This window comes from Bradyrhizobium sp. CSA207, assembly GCF_029051685.1.
Lineage (GTDB): Bacteria > Pseudomonadota > Alphaproteobacteria > Rhizobiales > Xanthobacteraceae > Bradyrhizobium.
The window spans coordinates 84856-104210 of the sequence record NZ_JAACFT010000003.1; the positions used below are offsets into that span (position 1 = coordinate 84856).

At 64.1% G+C, this 19355-nt stretch carries 16 protein-coding genes and 1 pseudogene; 6 read left to right on the forward strand and 11 right to left on the reverse strand.

Annotated elements, in window-relative coordinates; translation table 11 throughout:
• Position 1: 1 nt before the first annotated feature.
• Positions 2-469, reverse strand: coding sequence for a thioesterase family protein (locus GWG65_RS03745; protein WP_275194031.1), 468 nt, complete (start codon positions 467-469; stop codon positions 2-4).
• Positions 470-650: 181 nt separating this feature from the next.
• On the opposite strand from GWG65_RS03745, the gene GWG65_RS03750 reads away from it, so the two are divergent.
• The 3 genes from GWG65_RS03750 to GWG65_RS03760 all read left to right on the forward strand — a co-directional run bounded on the left by GWG65_RS03750 (position 651) and on the right by GWG65_RS03760 (position 3107).
• The gene (locus GWG65_RS03750) at positions 651-1679 is read left to right on the forward strand and encodes an NAD(P)/FAD-dependent oxidoreductase (RefSeq protein WP_275194032.1); all 1029 of its coding nucleotides are present in this window, start codon (positions 651-653) and stop codon (positions 1677-1679) included.
• Between the two features lie 106 nt (positions 1680-1785).
• Positions 1786-2397: a DUF2147 domain-containing protein gene (locus GWG65_RS03755; protein ID WP_275194033.1), complete on the forward strand. Its 612-nt coding sequence runs from the start codon at positions 1786-1788 to the stop codon at positions 2395-2397.
• Between the two features lie 353 nt (positions 2398-2750).
• Entirely contained in the window at positions 2751-3107 is a 357-nt protein-coding gene (locus GWG65_RS03760) for a hypothetical protein (RefSeq protein ID WP_275194034.1), read from the forward strand.
• A 52-nt stretch (positions 3108-3159) separates the two neighbouring features.
• Here GWG65_RS03760 and GWG65_RS03765 read toward each other — a convergent pair whose 3' ends face one another.
• The 8 genes from GWG65_RS03765 to GWG65_RS03800 all read right to left on the reverse strand — a co-directional run bounded on the left by GWG65_RS03765 (position 3160) and on the right by GWG65_RS03800 (position 12919).
• Positions 3160-3429, reverse strand: a complete 270-nt coding sequence (locus tag GWG65_RS03765) for a hypothetical protein (protein WP_275194035.1) — start codon at positions 3427-3429, stop codon at positions 3160-3162.
• A gap of 203 nt (positions 3430-3632) precedes the next feature.
• Positions 3633-4838 (reverse strand): mandelate racemase/muconate lactonizing enzyme family protein, encoded by a 1206-nt coding sequence (locus GWG65_RS03770; protein ID WP_275194037.1) that lies wholly within the window; start codon positions 4836-4838, stop codon positions 3633-3635.
• Between the two features lie 40 nt (positions 4839-4878).
• Positions 4879-6420 (reverse strand): galactarate dehydratase, encoded by a 1542-nt coding sequence (garD, locus tag GWG65_RS03775; RefSeq protein WP_275194038.1) that lies wholly within the window; start codon positions 6418-6420, stop codon positions 4879-4881.
• A 137-nt stretch (positions 6421-6557) separates the two neighbouring features.
• Positions 6558-8006, reverse strand: a complete 1449-nt coding sequence (locus tag GWG65_RS03780) for an aldehyde dehydrogenase family protein (protein WP_275194039.1) — start codon at positions 8004-8006, stop codon at positions 6558-6560.
• A gap of 82 nt (positions 8007-8088) precedes the next feature.
• Positions 8089-9447 (reverse strand): glucarate dehydratase, encoded by a 1359-nt coding sequence (gene gudD / locus GWG65_RS03785; protein WP_275194040.1) that lies wholly within the window; start codon positions 9445-9447, stop codon positions 8089-8091.
• A 27-nt stretch (positions 9448-9474) separates the two neighbouring features.
• A complete protein-coding gene (kdgD, locus tag GWG65_RS03790; protein WP_275194041.1) occupies positions 9475-10419 on the reverse strand; it encodes a 5-dehydro-4-deoxyglucarate dehydratase in 945 nt (314 codons plus the stop codon).
• A gap of 127 nt (positions 10420-10546) precedes the next feature.
• Positions 10547-11452, reverse strand: a complete 906-nt coding sequence (locus GWG65_RS03795; protein WP_275194042.1) for a LysR substrate-binding domain-containing protein — start codon at positions 11450-11452, stop codon at positions 10547-10549.
• Between the two features lie 126 nt (positions 11453-11578).
• Positions 11579-12919 carry an MFS transporter gene (locus tag GWG65_RS03800; protein ID WP_275194043.1) on the reverse strand — a complete coding sequence of 447 codons (1341 nt, stop codon included), beginning with the start codon at positions 12917-12919 and terminating at the stop codon, positions 11579-11581.
• A gap of 594 nt (positions 12920-13513) precedes the next feature.
• On the opposite strand from GWG65_RS03800, the gene GWG65_RS03805 reads away from it, so the two are divergent.
• Positions 13514-14599 (forward strand): hypothetical protein, encoded by a 1086-nt coding sequence (locus GWG65_RS03805; RefSeq protein ID WP_275194044.1) that lies wholly within the window; start codon positions 13514-13516, stop codon positions 14597-14599.
• A gap of 279 nt (positions 14600-14878) precedes the next feature.
• On the opposite strand, the gene GWG65_RS03810 is transcribed toward GWG65_RS03805, so the two are convergent.
• Together GWG65_RS03810 and GWG65_RS03815 are read right to left on the reverse strand one after the other, a co-directional pair.
• A complete protein-coding gene (locus tag GWG65_RS03810) occupies positions 14879-16831 on the reverse strand; it encodes a hypothetical protein (RefSeq protein ID WP_275194045.1) in 1953 nt (650 codons plus the stop codon).
• A gap of 100 nt (positions 16832-16931) precedes the next feature.
• Positions 16932-18011 (reverse strand): YbhN family protein, encoded by a 1080-nt coding sequence (locus tag GWG65_RS03815; protein ID WP_275194046.1) that lies wholly within the window; start codon positions 18009-18011, stop codon positions 16932-16934.
• A 420-nt stretch (positions 18012-18431) separates the two neighbouring features.
• Between GWG65_RS03815 and GWG65_RS03820 the strand changes: the two genes are divergently transcribed.
• Together GWG65_RS03820 and GWG65_RS03825 are read left to right on the forward strand one after the other, a co-directional pair.
• Positions 18432-18938 (forward strand): ferritin-like domain-containing protein, encoded by a 507-nt coding sequence (locus tag GWG65_RS03820; protein WP_275194047.1) that lies wholly within the window; start codon positions 18432-18434, stop codon positions 18936-18938.
• Between the two features lie 167 nt (positions 18939-19105).
• Positions 19106-19273: pseudogene (locus GWG65_RS03825) on the forward strand (MFS transporter); the annotation flags it as partial.
• Positions 19274-19355 lie beyond the last annotated feature (82 nt).

Consider the following 19355-nt stretch of genomic DNA (forward strand, 5'->3'; position numbering starts at 1 on the left):
TCTAAGCGGCGGGCGGGACGACCTCGATGCCCCGCTTGCACCAGGGCGTCAGCTTGGCGATGATCTCCGCCGTGAGCGGTGCCGGCCGCCGCGTCGCCTCGTCGAGCATGACGCCGACCGACGTTGCCGACGCGATGCATTTTCCTTCAGAGAAAACGACCTGCTCGAAGGTCACCGAGGTTCGTCCCAGTTTGACGACGCCAAGGCCGAGCTCGATCGTATTGGGCCAGCGCAGCTCGGCGCGAAAATGCATGTCGAGGCGCACCATGATCCAGGCCAGGCCCGGCGGCGTCAGCCCATATTGCGGGCTCTTCATCAAGGTGACGCGGCCGGTCTCGAAATAGGTGGCGTAGACCGCGTTGTTGACGTGCTGGTTGGGGTCGAGATCGCCGAAGCGGACATTGTCGCCGAGGCGATAGGGGAAGTCCTCCAGGCGCGGCGTCGTATCGAGGCGGCTTGGTGCGTTCACCGGTTGATCTCCGTCATATCCTTCCTCGTTACATCCCAGTTATTTTGACCCGGCAAGTGGGCGCGGCTGCGGGGCGCTCCCGCTTTTATGCCTTCCCTGATCCATCCCCGTTGGCTAGACAGGCAGGGTTCCTCTGCCCGCTGGGCGGCGTCCCACCGACAACGATCGATAAAGAGACGACATGAGCGACGCGATCAAAACCGATGTGCTGATTATTGGTGCCGGCCCCTGTGGCCTGTTCGCCGCCTTCGAGCTTGGCCTTCTGGATATGAAGACGCATTTCGTCGATATCCTCGACAAGATCGGCGGCCAGTGCGCCGAGCTCTATCCGGAAAAGCCGATCTACGACATTCCCGGCATTCCGAAGGTCTCCGGCCAGGGTCTCACGGATGCGCTGATGGAACAGATCAAGCCGTTCCATCCGACCTTTCATCTCGGTGAGATGGTGGAGACGGTGGAGAAGATCGGCGATCCCTTGTTTCGCTGCACTACCGACGCCGGCAAGGTGTTCGAGTGCAAGGTGTTGGTGATCGCGGCCGGCGGCGGCTCGTTCCAGCCCAAGCGCCCGCCGGTGCCGGGGATCGAAGCCTATGAAGGCACCTCGGTGCATTACGCCGTGCGCAAGATGGAGACGTTCCGCGACAAGAACGTGCTGATCGTCGGCGGCGGCGATTCCGCGCTCGACTGGACGCTCAATTTGCATCCACTCGCCAAGCGCATCACGCTTTTGCACCGGCGCGACGAATTCCGCGCTGCTCCCCACAGCGTCGAGCAGATGCGCGCGCTGGTGGCTGACGGCAAGATGGATCTCAGGCTCGGCCAGGTCACCGCGCTGGCGGGTAGCGCCGGCAATCTCACCGGCGCGACCATCAAGGGCAACGACAACAGCATTACCGAGATCGCCTGCGACACCCTGCTGCCGTTCTTCGGGCTGACCATGAAGCTCGGACCGGTCGCGAACTGGGGCATTGCGCTGGAGAACAATCTCGTGCCGGTCGAGACCAGCGCGTTCGAGACCAACGTGCCCGGCATCTTCGCAATCGGCGACATCAACACCTATCCCGGCAAGCTCAAGCTGATCCTGTGCGGCTTCCACGAAGGCGCGCTGATGTCGCAAAAAGCCCATCGTTACGTCTATCCGGATAAGCGGCTGGTGTTCCAGTACACGACCTCGTCCTCCAGCCTGCAGAAGAAGCTTGGCGTCCATTAACGGCGGCGGACAGGGAGGCGATGCCCCATGTTTCTGGTGCTGGAGCCGTTCGCGAAATCGCCGTAGTCTGCGGCCACTCAAGTCGCGGGTTAGCAAGGTGATCATAATGCTGAATCTCTTTCCCGGCCTTCGGCTGCTCTCGTTCCTGGCGCTCGCGCTGTCGCTCGGCGCGGCGAGCCCGGCTGCGTCGCAAGTCCCGGCTGCGGCGCAGGCCCAGCCGACTGCTGCAGGCCTTTGGCAAAAGGTCGAAGATGGCAAGACGGTGGGATGGTTCCTGTTCGTCGATCACAACGGCATCTTCGAGGGCGTGATCGCAAAGACCTTTCCGCGTCCTGGCGACGATCCGAACGAGGTCTGCGCGAAATGCACGGACGATCGCAAGAACGCGCCGGTGCTCGGCCTTTCCTTTATCCGCGACATGAAGCGCGACGGATTGAAGTATGATGGCGGCAACGTGGTCAATCCGCGCGACGGCAACATCTGGAAGGCCAAGATGTCGATCAGCCCGGACGGGCAGACGCTGACCATGCGCGGCTTTCTCGGGATCTCCCTGTTCGGCAAGGACGAGACCTGGACCCGCCTGCCGGACGCCAACATCGCGCAGGTCGACCCCGCCATCGTCGCCAAATACCTGCCCGCTCAGGCCGCCGCGCCCAAACCGCCACCGGCACCCGCGGCGAAAAAGGGCGGCGCGATGATGGCGCCGCCGAAGCAGTAAGGGCGCCGCGACCGCCGCTATGGTGGGTGGGCAGCCGTAGCCGCAGCCTCACACGCCACTGTCATTCCCCGCGAAGGCGGGGAATCCAGTACGCCGCGGCTTCTCCGTATCCTCTTCGCCTTCTCTGGAATACTGGATCGCCCGATCAAGTCGGGCGATGACAGCGAGTGTGTGGCTCGTGCCGCGCTATCGCTCCAGTAGTTCCCCGGAATGCGCGTTGGCGCCGGATTTGCATAGCTATCGGCAAAGCTGCTGGGGGATGAGTCGCCGTCTCCACGCCTGCCGCACACCGTGCGGACGGCGGACGGCAGCTTTTACCCCCGCGGCGGTGATTGCGATCCGCGGGAGACGACATGAGACTTGCAAGACCGTGTGCGGCGGCGCTGTTGGGGCTGGCGACGCTGCTGGCGACGTCCGCGCTTGCGCGAGACGACGGGCGCTACGCCACCTCGCCGTTAAAACCCTGGTTTGAGAGCCTGCATAGCGAATACGGGCAATGCTGCTCGGATGCCGACGGCTATGTCGTGGCCGACGTCGACTGGGAGTCCGATCGGGGGCGTTATCGCGTGCATCTCGACGGCGAATGGGTCATCGTGCCCGACGGCGCCGTCATCACCGAGCCGAACAAGATCGGCCGCACCATGGTGTGGAAGCACTATATCGACGGCCACCCGCACGTGCGCTGCTTCATGCCGGGCAGTATGACGTAGAGATCGCGCGTCATTCCGGAGCGCACCTCGCGTCCCGGAATGACAGGAGTGCTCAGCGCGCCTCGCTCTGCGCGTTCACATTTGCGAGCCGCTTGACGCGCGGCGACAGCACCGAGATCTGCGCGGGTGAGGCGGGCATGCCGGCGACGATCATCGCAGGCGTCGCCGATTGTTCGTCGATTCCGGCGGCGCCGAGCACCTGGACCTGCATCGCCGAGATCGGAAATGAATTCACTTCGTAAGAGGGACGTTCGGCGGCGAATGCGCCGGCCGAGCTGGCAATCATTGCGCCGAGAACGGCGATCATCGAAACAACGCGCATTGGAAAATCTCCGTGGAAAATGGCAATCGGAGTTTGGTCGCGGCAATGCCGCAACAGGTTCGCTCCTATGCGAACATTCGATCGCCGTCAGAAGAGTATTTGGTTGCGTGATGCGGGGGCGGTGAAGCGCGCAGGAAATCTTCCGCGCCAATGTTTCCGGACGGTTTCGCGAGCCCCGTCGCCTGTCTCTCCGTCGGTCGCGCCTACGCTTCGTATCGGGTCTCTCGCACCACTGCATCCGCGCGGCGTCGCAAGTCCGGGTTGAGCGCAAGCCCGAGACCGGCCGCACGCGGCGCAGACACGATGCCGTTGTTCACCGTCGGAATCGCGGTGACGAGATCGCGATACCAGGTCGACAACGTCGCGCGCACGACCTCCTGGAAGATCGCGGTGGGCGCATGCAGCGCCAGATGCAGACCCGCCATCAGCGCGACTGGACCGGTGCAATCGTGCGGGGCGAGCGGCTTGTTGTAGGCTTCGGCGAGCGCGGCGATCTTGCGCGCCTCGCTCAGGCCACCACACCAGGCGATGTCGAGCATCACCACGTCGATGGCGTCGGCCGCGAGCAGACTGCGGAAGCTCGCTGCGCCCGCCAGCGTTTCGCTGCCGCAGATCGGCGTTTTCACGCGTCGCCTGAGGTCTGCAAGGCCCTGCACATCGTCCATCTTGCCGAGGGGATCCTCGACCCAGAACACGCCGTAATCCTCGAGCGCGCGGCAGATGCGCTCGGCGGTCTGTGCGCCCCACAGGCTGTGCAGCTCGCACATGATCTCGATGCGCTCGCCAACGGCAGCGCGGATCTTGCGGAACGGTTCGAGGCCGGTCTTGAGGTCGGTGAGCGAAATCGAATGGCCGCCGTTGGCGGCAAACGGGTCGAACGGCCAGATCTTCATGGCGCCATAGCCTTCGCTCAAAAGGCTCTCGGCGAGCGCTCCGGCGTCGCGCATGAAGGCGATCTGGTCGTCATAGGGGCCGAGCGCGGCATCGTCCGCGCCGATCTCGCGGCGCTTGGCGCTCCTGGTATTGTAGGCGTAGCCGGCGCAGGTGTTGTAGGCGCGGATCTCGAGCCGGCTCGCGCCGCCGAGCGCCTCGTGCACGGGAATGCCGTGACGCTGACCCTTGATGTCCCATAGTGCGATGTCGATGGCGCTGGCGGCGCGCACCTCGGCGCTGACGCTGTGGAAGCCGAGATAGGGCGTCAGCAACTGGCGCGAGATCGACTCGATCCGGCGGGAGTCCTGGCCCAGCACCAGCGGCGCCGCGAGCTCATGCACGGCAGCCTCAACCGCCTGAGCGCCGCGAAAGCTTTCGCCAAGGCCGGTCAGCCCTTCGTCGGTCTCGATCTCGACCCAGATCAAATTCGGCCGCTCATCGATGCGGATCGTGCGAAGGGTCGTGATGCGGGACATTGAACGTCCTCTTGGAGTTTTTGCCGGCGTCTGATCGCTCTCAGGTCACCGGCGCCGGATTGAACAGCGTCAGGTCGTTGTGGATGCCCCAGCGATCCGACCACGGCTTGGTGCGGCCCGAAGCGACGTCCAGGATCAGGCGGAACAGGTCCCAGCCGGTCTCCTCGATGGTCCTCTCGCCGGTGGCGATACGGCCGGCGTCGAAATCGATCAGGTCCTTCCAGCGCCGCGCGAGCTCGCTGCGGGTCGCGACCTTGATGACCGGCGCGGCCGCAAGGCCGTAAGGCGTGCCGCGGCCGGTGGTGAACACCTGCAGCGTCATGCCTGAGGCGAGCTGGAGCGTGCCGCAGATGAAGTCGGAGGCGGGGGTGGCAGCAAACAGCATGCCCTTCTGCGTCGCCTTCTCGCCGGGCGACAGCACGCCGGTGATCGCGCTCGAGCCGGATTTGACGATCGAGCCAAGCGATTTTTCGACGATGTTGGCAAGCCCGCCCTTCTTGTTGCCGGGGGTGGTGTTGGCGCTGCGGTCGGCGCCGCCGCGGGCGAGATAAGAATCATACCAGGCCATCTCGCGCACCAGCGCGCGGCCGACGTCCTCGTTGATGGCGCGGCGGGTGAGCAGCTGGATGGCGTCGCGGACTTCCGTCACTTCCGAGAACATCACGGTCGCACCGGCGCGCACCAGAAGGTCCGCGGCGAAGCCGACGGCGGGGTTCGCGGTGACGCCGGAGAAGGCGTCGCTGCCGCCGCATTGCAGGCCGATGACGAGGTCGGAGGCCGGGCAGGTCTCGCGGGTGCGCTTGTTGAGGATCTTCAGGCGCGCCTCGGCCTGGGTCATGATCGCATCCACGATCGCGCCAAAACCGTCGAAGGCCTCGTCCTGCATGCGCACGATGGCATCGCTGACGCCTTCCGGCACCAGCCGTTCGGGCGCAAGCTTTTCGCAACCGAGGCTGATGACCAAGATCTCGCCGCCGAAATTCGGGTTGAGCGCGATGTTTTGCAGCGTGCGGATCGGAATCACTGCGTCGGGCGCGGTGATGGCGACCCCGCAGCCATAGGCATGCGTCAGCGGCACGACGTCGTCGACGTTCGGGTATTTCGGCAACAGCTCGGCGCGGATGCGCTTCACCGCATATTCCATCGTGCCCTTGACGCATTGCACGGAGGAGGAGATGCCGAGAATGTTCTTGGTGCCGACCGAGCCGTCCGCATTGCGGAAGCCCTCGAAGGTAAATCCTTCGAGCGGCGGCAGCGGCGCGGGGACGGCGGTCGAGATTTCGAGCTTGTCGAGATCGGGGGCCTCCGGCATGCGGATGCGGGCTTCGTCGACCCATTCGCCTGCCGATATCGGCGAGAGCGCGTAGCCGATCACCTCGCCATAACGCACGATCGCTTCGTCTTGCGCGATATCGACCAGCGCCGTCTTGTGCCCCTGCGGCACGAAGGCGCGCAGCGTCAATCCGCAGGCAAAGCGGGAGCCGGCGGGCAGCCCGAAATCATTGACGACGATCGCGACATTGTCGCGCTCGTTGAGCTTGATGTAGCGGGGCTGCTCTTTCGCTGCGACTGACTGGTCCATCGAGGACTCCGAAAGTGTAGGGTGGGTTAGCGGAACGCGTAACCCACCAAGCTTGGTGCATCGTGGCGTTGGTGGGTTACGCCAGCGGACTGCGCTTCGCGCAGCCGCGGGCTAACCCACCCTACGATCATCGGCTATCAGCCGGGATAGGTATAGGCGGTCTTCACAGTGGTGTAGAACTCGCGCGCATAGGAGCCCTGCTCGCGGGCGCCATAGCTCGAGCCCTTCCGGCCACCGAACGGCACGTGATAGTCGACGCCGGCGGTCGGCAGATTGACCATCACCATGCCGGACTCGCTGTTGCGCTTGTAATGCGAGGCGTATTTCAGGCTGGTGGTGCAGATGCCGGAGGCGAGGCCGAACTCGGTGTCGTTGGAGATCGCGAGCGCCTCTTCGTAATTCTTGGCGCGAATGACGGTCGCCACCGGCCCGAAGATTTCTTCGCGCGCGATGCGCATGTTGTTGTTGGCTTCGGTGAACAGCGCCGGCTGGAGATAGAAGCCGGGCGTCTCACGGTTGAGCAGCTCGCCGCCGAAGGCGAGCTTGGCGCCTTCGTCCTGGCCGATCTTGATGTAGCGCAGGTCCTGGTCGAGCTGGCTCTGGTCGACCACCGGGCCGATATGCACGCCGGCCTTGAGTGCGTCGTCCACCGACAGGCCTTTGAGGCGCTCGGTCATTGCCGCGACGAAGCGGTCGTGAATGCCTTCGGTGACGATCAGGCGGGAGGAGGCTGTGCAGCGCTGTCCGGTGGAGAAATAGGCGCCGTTGACGGCGACCTCGACCGCGGTCTTGAGATCGGCGTCGTCGAGCACGACCAGCGGATTCTTGCCGCCCATTTCGAGCTGGAATTTCTTCATCGGGTTCGACAGCACGCAGGCCTGCGCGATCTTGCGGCCCGTTTGCACCGAGCCGGTGAAGGAGATCGCCGCAACATCCGGGTGCTCGATCAGGGTCTGGCCGACCACCGAGCCGGAGCCGACCACCAGGTTGAACACGCCGGCGGGAATGCCGGAGCGGGTGATGATCTCGGACAGCGCATGCCCCGAGCCCGGCACCAGCTCGGCCGGCTTGAACACTACCGTGTTGCCGTAGCAGAGCGCGGGCGCGATCTTCCAGGCCGGGATCGCGATTGGAAAATTCCAGGGCGTGATCATGCCGACGATGCCCACCGGCTCGCGCGTCAGCTCGACGTCGAGGCCGGGACGGACGGAGGCGCCTTTTTCGCCGGTCAGGCGCAGCGCCTCGCCGGCAAAGAACGCAAAGATCTGGCCGGCACGTCCGACCTCACCGATGCCTTCCGGCAGAGTCTTGCCCTCCTCGCGGGCAAGCAGGCGGCCGAGCTCTTCCTTGCGGGCGAGGATCTCGGTCGAGATCTTGTTCAGCGCGTCATAGCGCTCCTGCGGCGTCGAGCGCGCCCAGGCGGGGAAGGCGGCCTTGGCGGCGGCAATCGCCTTCTCGGTCTGGGCCTTGTCGGCCTTGGCGTATTCGCCGACGACGTCCTTGGTGTTAGAGGGATTGATATTCCTGGTGACGCCGGAGCCGTCGACCCATTCGCCGCCGATGAAGTTTTTCAGGATCGCAGTCATCTCTCGTCCTCCAAAAGTTTCACTTCCAGTTTGGACATGATCTTCAGCGGAAAGCCGGTATCCGCTTGTCCGGGATCACGCTCTAGCGCACGAGGCAGGGACGCTTGTCGTCAAAGGTCCAGCCGGGGATCAGGTCCTGCATGGCAATAGCGTCATCACGGGCGCCAAGTCCATGCTGCTTGTAGAGGCTATGCGCGGCTTCGATGGCTGCCCGGTCAATTTCGATGCCCAGGCCCGGCCGTTCCGGCACGGCGATCTTGCCGCCCTTGATCTGGAGCGGCTCCTTGGTGAGGGCCTGGCCGTCCTGCCAGATCCAGTGGGTGTCGATCGCGGTGACCTTGCCGGGGGCGGCGGCGCCGACATGGGTGAACATAGCGAGCGAAATGTCGAAATGGTTGTTGGAGTGCGAGCCCCAGGTCAGGCCGTTGTCGCGGCAGGTCTGGGCAACGCGCACCGAGCCTTGCATGGTCCAGAAGTGGGGATCCGCCAGCGGAATGTCCACCGCGCCGAGGCGCAAGGCGTGCGAGAGCTGCCGCCAGTCGGTCGCGATCATGTTGGTCGCGGTCGGAAGACCCGTGGCGCGGCGGAACTCGGCCATGATCTCGCGGCCGGAGAAGCCGGCCTCGGCGCCGCAGGGGTCCTCGGCATAGGCGAGTATGCCGTGCATGTCCCTGCAGAGCCGGATCGCTTCATCGAGCGACCAGGCGCCGTTCGGGTCCAGCGTCACGCGTGCGTTCGGGAAGCGTTTGGCGATCGCGGTGACGGCCTCGATCTCCTGCTCGCCGCGCAGCACGCCGCCCTTCAGCTTGAAGTCGGCAAAGCCATAATGGTCGTGGGTGGCTTCCGCGAGCCGCACCACGGTCTCCGGCGTCATCGCCTCCTGATGGCGAAGGTTGAACCATTCGGGCTTGCCGGTCTCGCCCGCGACGTAGTCCAGCTTGCTCTTGACGTGGTCGCCGACGAAGAAGAGATAACCGAGCGTCTCGACGCTGGTGCGCTGCTGGCCCTCGCCAAGCAGGGCGGCAACGGGCAGGTTGAGATGCTGGCCGAGCAGGTCGAGCAGCGCGGATTCGATCGCGGTCACCGCGTGGATCATGACGCGCAGGTCGAAGGTCTGCTTGCCGCGGCCGCCGGCATCGCGGTCCGCGAAGGCGGTGCGGACGTCGGCGAGGATGTTGTTGAGCGCGCCGACGGTCTTGCCGATCACCAGATCGCGCGCGTCCTGGAGCGTCTGCCAGATCTTTTGCCCGCCCGGCACCTCGCCGACGCCGGTGTGACCGGCATTGTCGGCGAGGATGACGATGTTACGGGTGAAGAACGGCGCATGCGCGCCGCTTAAGTTGAGGAGCATGCTGTCGCGGCCCGCGACCGGGATCACCTGCATCGCGGTCACGATTGGTGCGCCGGAGACTGACGCGCCGGAGATTCCGTTCTGGACCATCGGCTGCTCCTCCCTTGTGTCTGGGCGTTATTCTGCGGCCTGTTGTGTCGAAGCGATGGCGGGCAGATTTTTCACCAGCGCGGTCAGTTCCGCGATCTCCTGCTCGGTGAGGTCGGTCAGCGGCGGGCGGACCGGGCCGGAGTCGCGGCCGATCACCTTCATGCCGGCCTTGATGATCGAGACCGCGTAACCCTTCTTGCGGTTGCGGATCGCGATCAGCGGCAGGATGAAATCCTTCAGCCCGGCATGGATCGCCGCGTGATCGCGTTTGCGCACGGCGGTGTAGAAATTGGTCGCGAACTCCGGGACGAAGTTGAACACGGCCGAGGAATAGGTCGTCACGCCCATGTCGAGATAGGGCAATGCGAAGGTCTCTGCGGTCGGCAGGCCGCCGACATAGGTGAGGCGATCGCCGAGCTTGGTGTAGACGCGGGTCATCAGTTCGATGTCGCCGATGCCGTCCTTGTAGCCGACGAGATTCGGGCAGCGCTCGGCGAGGCGCGCCAGCGTATCGGGCTGCAGGATGGCGTTGTCGCGGTTGTAGACGATGACGCCGATCTTCACCGAAGCGCAGATCGCCTCCACATGGGCGGCAAGGCCCTCCTGCTCGGAGTGGGTGAGATAGGGCGGCAGCAGCAAGAGGCCGTCGGCGCCGGCCTTTTCGGCGCCGATCGCGATCTCGCGCGCGGTCGCGGTGCCGTAACCGGTGCCGGCGAGCACGGGCACGCGGCCCTTGGTCTCGTCGACGGCAATCTTGACGACTTGCGGAACCTCGGTCGGCGTTAGCGAGAAGAACTCGCCGGTGCCGCCGGCGGCGAACAGGCCGGCGACGTCATAGCCGCACAGCCAATCCATGTTGGCGCGGTAGGTCGCCTCGTCAAAGGAGTAGTCCGCCTTGAACGGCGTAACGGGAAAGGACAGGAGGCCGGAACCGATCTTCTGGGCCATTTCCTGCGGGGTCATCTTGCTCATGGGCGCTGCTCCCTTGTCTGGTGTTGTCGAGGACGCAGCTGAAGCCGCGCGTCCATGCGCCGTTATTTAGGAGACCGTTCGATGCGCGTCCAAGCCAAAGCCTATATTGACCAATGCGGATTCAGCATCAATCGTCCATCGCCTCCGCCGAGGACAATTCGCTCGCGATCTTCACAAGGGCCGAGACCAGCGGATTTTCATCGTCACGGCGCCAGACCATGAACAATTCGACCGGGACGCGCGTGCGCAGCTTGAGCGGCCGCAGGCGCACGTCCGAGATTTTGAGGCTGGTAGCCGCAGCCGGCACGATGGCGAGGCCGAGCCCGGCGCGGACCATGGCGAGGATCGAGTGGATCTGGCTGAGATGCTGGACGTAGCGCGGCAGGATGTCGGCGCGAGTGAAGAGTGCCACCAGCAGGTCGTGAAAGTAGCGGCTTTCATAGGGCGAATACATCACGAAGGGCTGGCCGTCGAAATCCTTGATCGTGATGCTTTCGGCATTCGCCAGCGGATGCTTTTTCGGGACCGCCGCGAGCAGGGGCTCGGCGACGACGCGGCGGCTGGCAATTTCGGGGCGCGCGATCGGCGGACGCAACAGGCCGGCATCGATCTGGCCCGAACCCAGCGCCTCGAACTGGTCGCCCGACACCATCTCCTTCAGCGAGAAGTCGACCTCGGGCAGTTTGGCGCGGCAGGCGGCGACGAGCTCCGGCAGAAAGCCGTAGGCGGCGGCCGCGGTGAATCCGATCTTCACCGAACCGGTCTTGCCGAGCGCGATGCGGCGGGCGACCTGCGAGGCGCTTTCCGCAAGCTTCAGGATACGCCGGGCTTCCGGCAGGAAGCTGCGGCCGGCGGGCGTCAGGCGCACCGAGCGGCTGGTGCGCTCGAGCAGGGGCGCATCGATGATGTGCTCGAGCACCTGGATCTGCCGCGACAGCGGCGGCTGGGTCATGTTCAGCCGCGCCGCGGCGCGGCCGAAATGCAGTTCCTCCGCGACCGTGACGAAGCAGCGGAGCTGGTTGAGGTCGAACATTGATACATGCCTTGGATGGATAAGGCGTTTCCCTGGCACTTCTAGCATCGATCTTCCCCGAAACAAAGACGGCGGCTGTTTAGGCCGCCGTTGAGTTGCCTGGTCCGCGCCGATTGCCCGGAGCTCTCAGGAGGAACGTTTGAGCACCACCCGCTCGATCTTGCCCACAACCACGAGATAGGCGAACGCGGCGACCAGCGCGTTGGCGCCGACGAACAGCAATGCGCCGTTGAACGAGCCGGTCGCGGCCAGGATGTAGCCGATCACGATCGGGGTGGTGATCGAGGAGAGATTGCCGAAGGTGTTGAACAGGCCGCCGGAGACGCCGCCCGCTTCCTTGGGAGAAGTGTCAGAGACCACGGCCCAGCCGAGTGCGCCGATGCCCTTGCCGAAGAAGGCGAGCGCCATGAAGCCGACCACCAGCGCCTGGCCGTCGACATAGTTGCAGGCAATGATCGACATCGACAGCAGCATGCCGCCGACGATCGGGATCTTCCGCGCCAGCGTCAGCGAGCCCGTCTTGCGCAGGATGGCGTCGGAGATGACGCCGCCGAGAACGCCGCCGATGAAGCCGCACAGCGCCGGCAAGGTGGCGACGAAGCCGGCTTGCAGGATCGACAGCCCGCGCTCCTTGACGAGGTAGACCGGGAACCAGGTCAGGAAGAAATAGGTCAGCGTGTTGATGCAGTACTGGCCGAGATAGACGCCGAGCATCATGCGGTTGGACAGAAGCTGGCGGATGTGGCTCCACCCCGGACCTGAACTCGGCGCGCGCTCGTCGCGGGGCGCATCGAGATCGACCAGCGCGCCGCCTTCCTTGATGTAGTCGAACTCGGCGTCGTTGATTCCCGGATGCTCCTTCGGCCCGTAGATGGTCTTGATCCAGACCAGGCCCATCACGATGCCGAGCGCGCCCATCACGAAGAACACGTAGCGCCAGCCATAGGCATGGGCGATCCAGCCCATCAACGGCGCAAAGATCACGGTGGCGAAATACTGTCCGGAGTTGAAGAAGGCGGACGCCGTACCGCGCTCGTTGCCGGGAAACCAGGCCGCGACGATGCGGGCGTTGGCGGGGAAGGAGGGCGCTTCGGCGATGCCGACCAGGAAGCGGAGTGCGAACAGCACCACGATCGCGGTGCCGGCGCTGAAGAAGCCGACCCAGCCCTGCAGCATCGTGAACAGCGACCAGACGATGATGGAGAAGGCATAGACGAGGCGCGAGCCGTAGCGGTCGAGCAGCCAGCCGCCCGGTACCTGCGCGATCACGTAGGACCAGCCGAAGGCCGAGAAGATGTAGCCCATGGCGACAGGATCGAGATGGAGCTCCTTAGACAGCGCGGGACCGGCAATCGAGAGCGTGGCGCGGTCGGCATAGTTGACGGTCGTGACCAGGAACAACATGGTCACGATGAGCAGCCTGACGCGAGACCTCCTCACGTCCGCTGCGGACACAACTGCGCTCATCATGCGCCTCCTTAGAATTCGAAATGTTTCCTCAAGACGACTCCTAGAGGCGCGCGCGGCAAAGTGTCCAAGTTGAAGGGGGTATCGATCGATGCCGTTTTTGGATTGATGGAACGGCAGGTGGTGGGAACGTACGCGGAGTTTGCGACGTGATCGCCACGTACTCCGCTGTCATTCCCCGCGAATGCGGGGAATCCAGTACGCCGCGGCGCCTCGATTTGATCACGTCTGTCACGGAGTACTGGATCGCCCGCCTTCGCTGGCGATGACAACATGCGTGTGGAGGGTGCGAAGTCCAATCTCGTCATTGCGAGCACGGCGAAGCAATCCAGAATCTCTCCGCGGAGCGACTCTGGATTGCTTCGCTCCGCTCGCAATGACGGTGTGGAGAGAGTTCGTTTTTGCTTCTACTGCCGCGCCAGTGCGTAGCTAGTATCGAAGCGATGGGCGGCGAGAGCAGTGCCGGACGTCTGGTCCGCTTTCAATCGTCAGCGAGGGTGGACAAGTGGCCCGTCCAAGAAGCAGGCGGACAAGGCGCAATCTGTACTTGTAGGCCGATTGTGGCTAGCATCGAGTATTGGCGCGGGAGGAAGGATGCTGACGCAAATCGTCGTTCTTTTGAAATCCTTTGCGACGGCACAATCGTGGCGTCGGGCTTTCACTGCCGCGCTGTTGAGCGCAATCACGTTTGCGCCGGAGGGTCTCAGTGCGGCCGCATCGGATGCGAACAAGCCGGCAACCCTTCGCGGCCCGGAAGCCTTCAAGGTTCTCGTCGGCAACACTCTGCGGTCGGTGGGTGATAGCAAGCTGATCCCGACGTTCCGATACTTTATGTCGGACCAGGTCGAATATCGTTGCCGCGGGTGGGATCCGTCCGGCCTCGCTCGCCGGGATATCAGACTCCACAGCGAGGCTGGCGGATGCGAGCTTCTCTTCGTGGCGCTCAAGGAAGGTCGGCTCTGCGAGAGCTATCAATACGAGCAGTGTCAAGATCACGAACTCAAGCTCACCTTTGCCCGGCGCTCCGATCCGACGAAGGTTGCCGAGGGCGAGGTGCTTGGTCGTGTTACCTTGCCGGGAACTGACAGGGCGGCGAGCGACCCGATTGATCATGATCTGATCAAGGGAAAGTTCGAGCTTGTCAAAGGGAACGGAACAATCTTTCCGAATTTCGATCCCGTTCCAAAACCTGAGCTTCTCCGACCGGACACTCTCCCATTGTCGCTGCACACCCAGGATTTCGGCAAGACACTGCGGTCAGTCGGGCTGAGTGATGCTGAAGCGACCTCAAAAATCATCGGAAACACGATGGTGCGGCTCGGTCCGGACGGGAAGCCAGACGGCCGTGCAGGCGAGTACTATGGCCCCGACGGACGAATTACTGTGATCTCCATCCCCAAGTCGCCGGAAGGCGCCGACCTCTTGCATCTATCGGCCGAAGCCGCTGGAACCGTCTTCATCAACCGCTGGAAGATTGAAAACGGCGGACTCTGCCGCACCGAGAACGATGAGCCGACAAAATTCATCTGTGCCGTCTCGCTATCTCTGGAAGCCCCTGAGCAGTCTGGCGATCAAGCGGCTCCACGCTATTTCGCTGGCAACAGCGGGATCGGGCCTCGTGCCTACATCGCGAAGGGAAATCCGTTCGGGTTTGACTTCGGCAACTCGACACGGAAGTAAGGGGATCCTCACGCGACCGTTCATCCTCCGCGAAGGCGGGGAATCCAGTACGCCGCGGCTTCTCGATTCAATCACAGCCGTCACGGAGTACTGGATCACCCGCCCCGGTGCGCAAGTGCGCACAAGGCGGGTGATGACACCGTGGGTGTGGATTGTGCGAACTACGCTCTCGTCATTGCGAGTTGGGACCGGCGGCGAGGCGCCGCAGAATCTCTCCGCGGAGGGACTCTGGATTGCTTCGCTGCGCTCGCAATGACGATGTGGAGAGAGCTCGCCTTGCTACTGCTGCGCGCTCGGCAGCAGCTGCGGCAACAGTCCGCGCGTTACGCCGGGCGGCACCGCATCCAGCCCGAGCGCGGCGCTCGCGGCCGGCAGCGTGGCGTCGGCCATCGCGGCGTGGCCTTCGGCGGTTGGATGCACGGCGCCGCCATAGACGGCCGAGAGCACGCCCCAGGTCGCGTCGTGGATGTCGGTCGGCTGGCTCGCGGCCGGCAAGCCTTGCGGATAGGTCATCGCTGCAAAATAGCTGTCATTGGCGTCGCGGATCCAGCGCGCCCGCGGCAGGTAGGCGCGATATTCGGAGGCGCTCCGGCCGCACAGCATCGGCTGGCTCGCTGCGCTCACGATGTCCGGATTGAAGCTCTGGCCGTTCTCGGCAAAGCAGGTGCGGTCGAATTCGGGATCGTTGCCGGAATGGGCGCAGAAGCCGTGATTGGCGAAGGCCGCCTGATGCGTGTCGACGAAGGTCATGCGATCGGCTTCGGGATCGCGGCACAGCGCGCCGCTGGTGCAGGTGGCGAGGCCCTTCAGCTGCGGCAGGAACTCGGTGTCGACGAAGGTCGAGACGCGGGCGAGGCGCTGCGGATCGGCGTTAAAGGCGGGATGGATGTCGAATCCGGCGCGGCCGCCGCGGCAGGGCACGCCGCCATCTGCCAGCGCCGGATTGGCATAGGAGACGTAGACGACGTGCGAGAGGTCGCCGCCGACCAGCGGCTTGAGCGCCTCGCGCAGCTTGACGAAATTCTGCGGCAGCTCGCGCGCCAGCGCATCGCGGGAATCGTCGACGCTTGCCATCACGCCGGAGCGGCGGAACAGCGCGCGCTCCGTCGCAGTATCGACGATGACGTCGGCGACGAGGCCGGAGAAGTAGACGTCATTGGCGCCGATCGAGAGCAGCACGAGATCGAGCGTGCGGTCGGGCTGGCGCTTCTTGGCGGCGGTGAGCGCTTCGCGCAGCTCGGAGACCTGCGCACTCACGCTGGTCTGGCAGGCGCCGTTCTTGCTGGGCGGGCATTCGCGGGCACGCTGCGAGCCGAGCAGACCATCGCCGATGCTGGCGCCGGTGCAGGCGAGCGGCAGGTAAGTCACCGCGACGTGGGTGTAGCGCAGCGCGAGCGCGAGCGCCGTGCGGGTCTGATAGCTATAGAGCGAACGGTGGCAGGGAGAATTGAACCAGAGCGCGCTGTAGCGCTGCCAGTTGGCGAGCGTATCCGGCGCCTCGCAGGCCCGCCCGCCCTTGAAGCCGGCGCGGCTTGGTCGATAGTACTGCGCGCCAGCGCTGCCGAGATAGGAGCGGAAGCAGAAGCCCTCGTCGGACAGCGCCAGCGGGCGGTCCGGATTGCCTTCGCCCGAGGCGATGCTGTCGCCGAGGCCGGCGACGAAGATGTCGCGGACCTGGATCTCGGTCTGGACACGCTGGGTCGGATCGGAGCCGGAGGAGACGTCGACGCTCGCTACAGTCTGTTTGCCGTAACGAACGCGCAGGTTGACCGGCTCGGCGCAGTCGAAGGTCGAGGCTTGCGGTCCGTCGCCGTCATCGAACGACCAGGCGCAGGTGGCCCCGACCGGCACCGCGCCGGTCAGGCGCACGGTGACGGGGTGGTCGACCGGGGTGAGGTAGTTCTCTTTGACGTCGTCGCGGGTGCAGGGCTGGTTGACCCGGCCCTGGAGATCGATGCAGAGCCGGTTGACCATGTTGCGGGCCCAGCCGCGCCCCTCGCTTTGAAGCTCCAGCGACTGCTCGGCGGCGAGGATGCTGCGGTTGCGAGCGTTTTCGACATGGAGCAGGAAGTCGCGCTCCTCGCGGAACAGCCGGAAACGGTTGCGTACCTCCCAAGATATCTGCATGGCGCCTGCGTCCTGCGCAGCCGCGGGTTCGGGCAGCAAAGCGATGAGAATTCCGGCAAGCAACAGGGCGCCCGCGGAGAGGAAGCGAAGGGGTACAGGGATCATGGCCCGCGTCTTCAACGGCAAAGTTGAGGCGGAAATAAGAGAGGAACGGCTCTCCGCCTGCACATTGGTCTGACGGTTTTGCGAGCCGCCGTCCAGCGGCTTAGCGTTTGGCCTGCCGTAGCGACCGCTCGCGCTCCATCGCTGCCACCTGCTTCGGCAAATTGGCCTGCGCGCATGCCTCCGCAAGCCGTCGGCGTTCCTGCCAGGGCTCCACGACGTTCATCCAGAGTTCGCGCGCGCCCATGATGGAGATGGCGAGACCGAACGGGATCACGAAATAGAGGATGCGGAAGACCAAGAGGGTCGCCAGCAACTGCTCGCGGCCGAATTCGGGCAACGCCACCAGCATGGCGGCATCGAATACGCCGATCGAGCCGGGAGCATGGCTGGCAAAGCCGAGCAGCGTCGCCAGGATGAACACTACGGCGAGGGACAGGAAATCGATCTGCGGATCGGCCGGCACCAGCAGGTACATCGCCAGTGCGCAGAAGCCGAGATCGACCACGCCGATCAGGATCTGCACCAGCGTCAGGGGCGCCGACGGCAGCACCACCTTCCAGCCCTTCTGGCCGAGTTCGCGGCGCTTCTCGCCCATGCAGAGCCAGACCAGATAGGCGCTGATCGCGGCGAGGCCGCCGAATGCGATCAGCCGGTTGATCGACGAGGGGAGCTGATCCATGTAGGAGGCGGCATCAGGATGGATGGCCATGCCGATCGAGAGCACGAAGATGTTACCGAGCCAGAAGGTCAGGCCGGAGAGGAAGCAGATTTTTGCGACGTCGATCGCGTTCAGCCCATAGTCCGAATAGATCCGGAAGCGGATCGCGCCGCCGGTGAACATGGTTGCGCCGATATTGTGGCCGATCGAATAGGACGTGAAGCTGGAGAGCGCTGCAATGCGATAGGGCACGTGCTTCTTGCCGATCGTTCGCAGCGCAAAAAAGTCGTAGAAGGTCAGCGTGCAGAACGCGAAAAGCACGCAGATCGCGGCCAGCCCGATATTGCCGCGGGGAATCTCGGTTAACGCCGTCAGGATGACGCCGGTATCGATGCCCTTGAGGGTCCGCGCAAGCGTCGCGATGGCCAAGGCTATGATGAAGACGCTCGCGGCAATGCCGAGCCGTCGCCAGCCAATCCATCTCTTGAAGCCGCGTTTCAGCGCGGGCAGCAGTCCGTGCATTCATCCTCCCGGGCGGGGGCAAGTCCGATCCGGTCAAGCATTGGCCGGTCGGCACGATCGTTGCCAAAGGTGGGCGCCGATCGCTAGGCATCCTCTAGCTCATTAAGGCAAAAACCGCGACTTGTGCAGCCCTTGACAAGGATAGGTTCTGGGTTGGACGGCTGCGTTTGTCATACCTGGTACACATTGGCGGCGCGTTAAGCATTGAGTCGCGATCGCCGGCTCACATCACGCCCTTGCAGCAATATGGTGTCAAATCTTCGCCCCGCCGGCATTGTTCCAGCGCAAAGCGATGCAGGCTTTTTTCGGAACATCGTCGCGGCGTGCCGGTTAGCGCCGCATCAGCAATCGAACAGGGCAGGATGCGGTTTCGTGTACGAGCCGTGCTGTCCTGTTCCGGAATGTGCGAGGATTGGAACGATGGGACTGTTCACAAAAGACATCAAGACCATGAACGACCTGTTCGTGCATCAGCTGCAGGACATCTACTACACCGAGCAGCAGCTCACCAAAGCACTGCCAAAAATGGCAGATAAGGCCACCGATCCGCAGTTGAAGCAGGGCTTTTTGACGCACCTCGATGAAACCAGGCAGCACGTCAAGCGCCTCGAGGAAGTGTTCAAGATGCACGGCGCGCAAGTGAAGGCGGTCGATTGCCCGGCGATCGACGGCATCATCGAGGAGGCCGACGAAACCGCGGGCGAAGTCGCCGACAAGGCCGTGCTCGACGCCGCGCTCATCAACGCGGCGCAGGCCGCCGAGCATTACGAGATCGTGCGCTACGGCAGCCTGATCGCCTGGGCCAAGCAGCTCGGCCGCAACGACTGCGCCACCGTGCTCGCCAAGACCCTCGAGGAAGAGAAGGCGACCGACAAGAAGCTCACCTCGCTTGCCGAAAGCAAGGTGAACCTGCGCGCGGCCAGCTAGCGAGAGTATAGCCAGGAAAGCGCCGCGCGGCCGACGCGCGGCGCTTTCTTTTTCTTTTTGGCATCCATCCTTTGGCTTCTTTTTGGCATCTATCCTTCGGCCATTCTCGAAATATGATGGTGCACCGGAGGCGTATGTTTCGCATGGGGCTGCGATCGAGGTGCAGCATGCGAGCCGATACATTCAAATTCGAAGCCTTCGACGACTCCAGAAGCGCCCCGCGCGCGACGGGTCTTGCGACGTCTCTCACATTGGCCGCCATGAGCCTCGGCTATGGGGTGGTCCAGCTCGATGTCACCATCGTCAACACCGCGCTCGACCAGCTCGGCAACACCGCCGCCAAGCGTCTTGCCCATGGCGGCGCTGTTCGGATCGCTGATCGCAGGCGAAGGCGCGTTCATGGAAGGCTTGCATCTG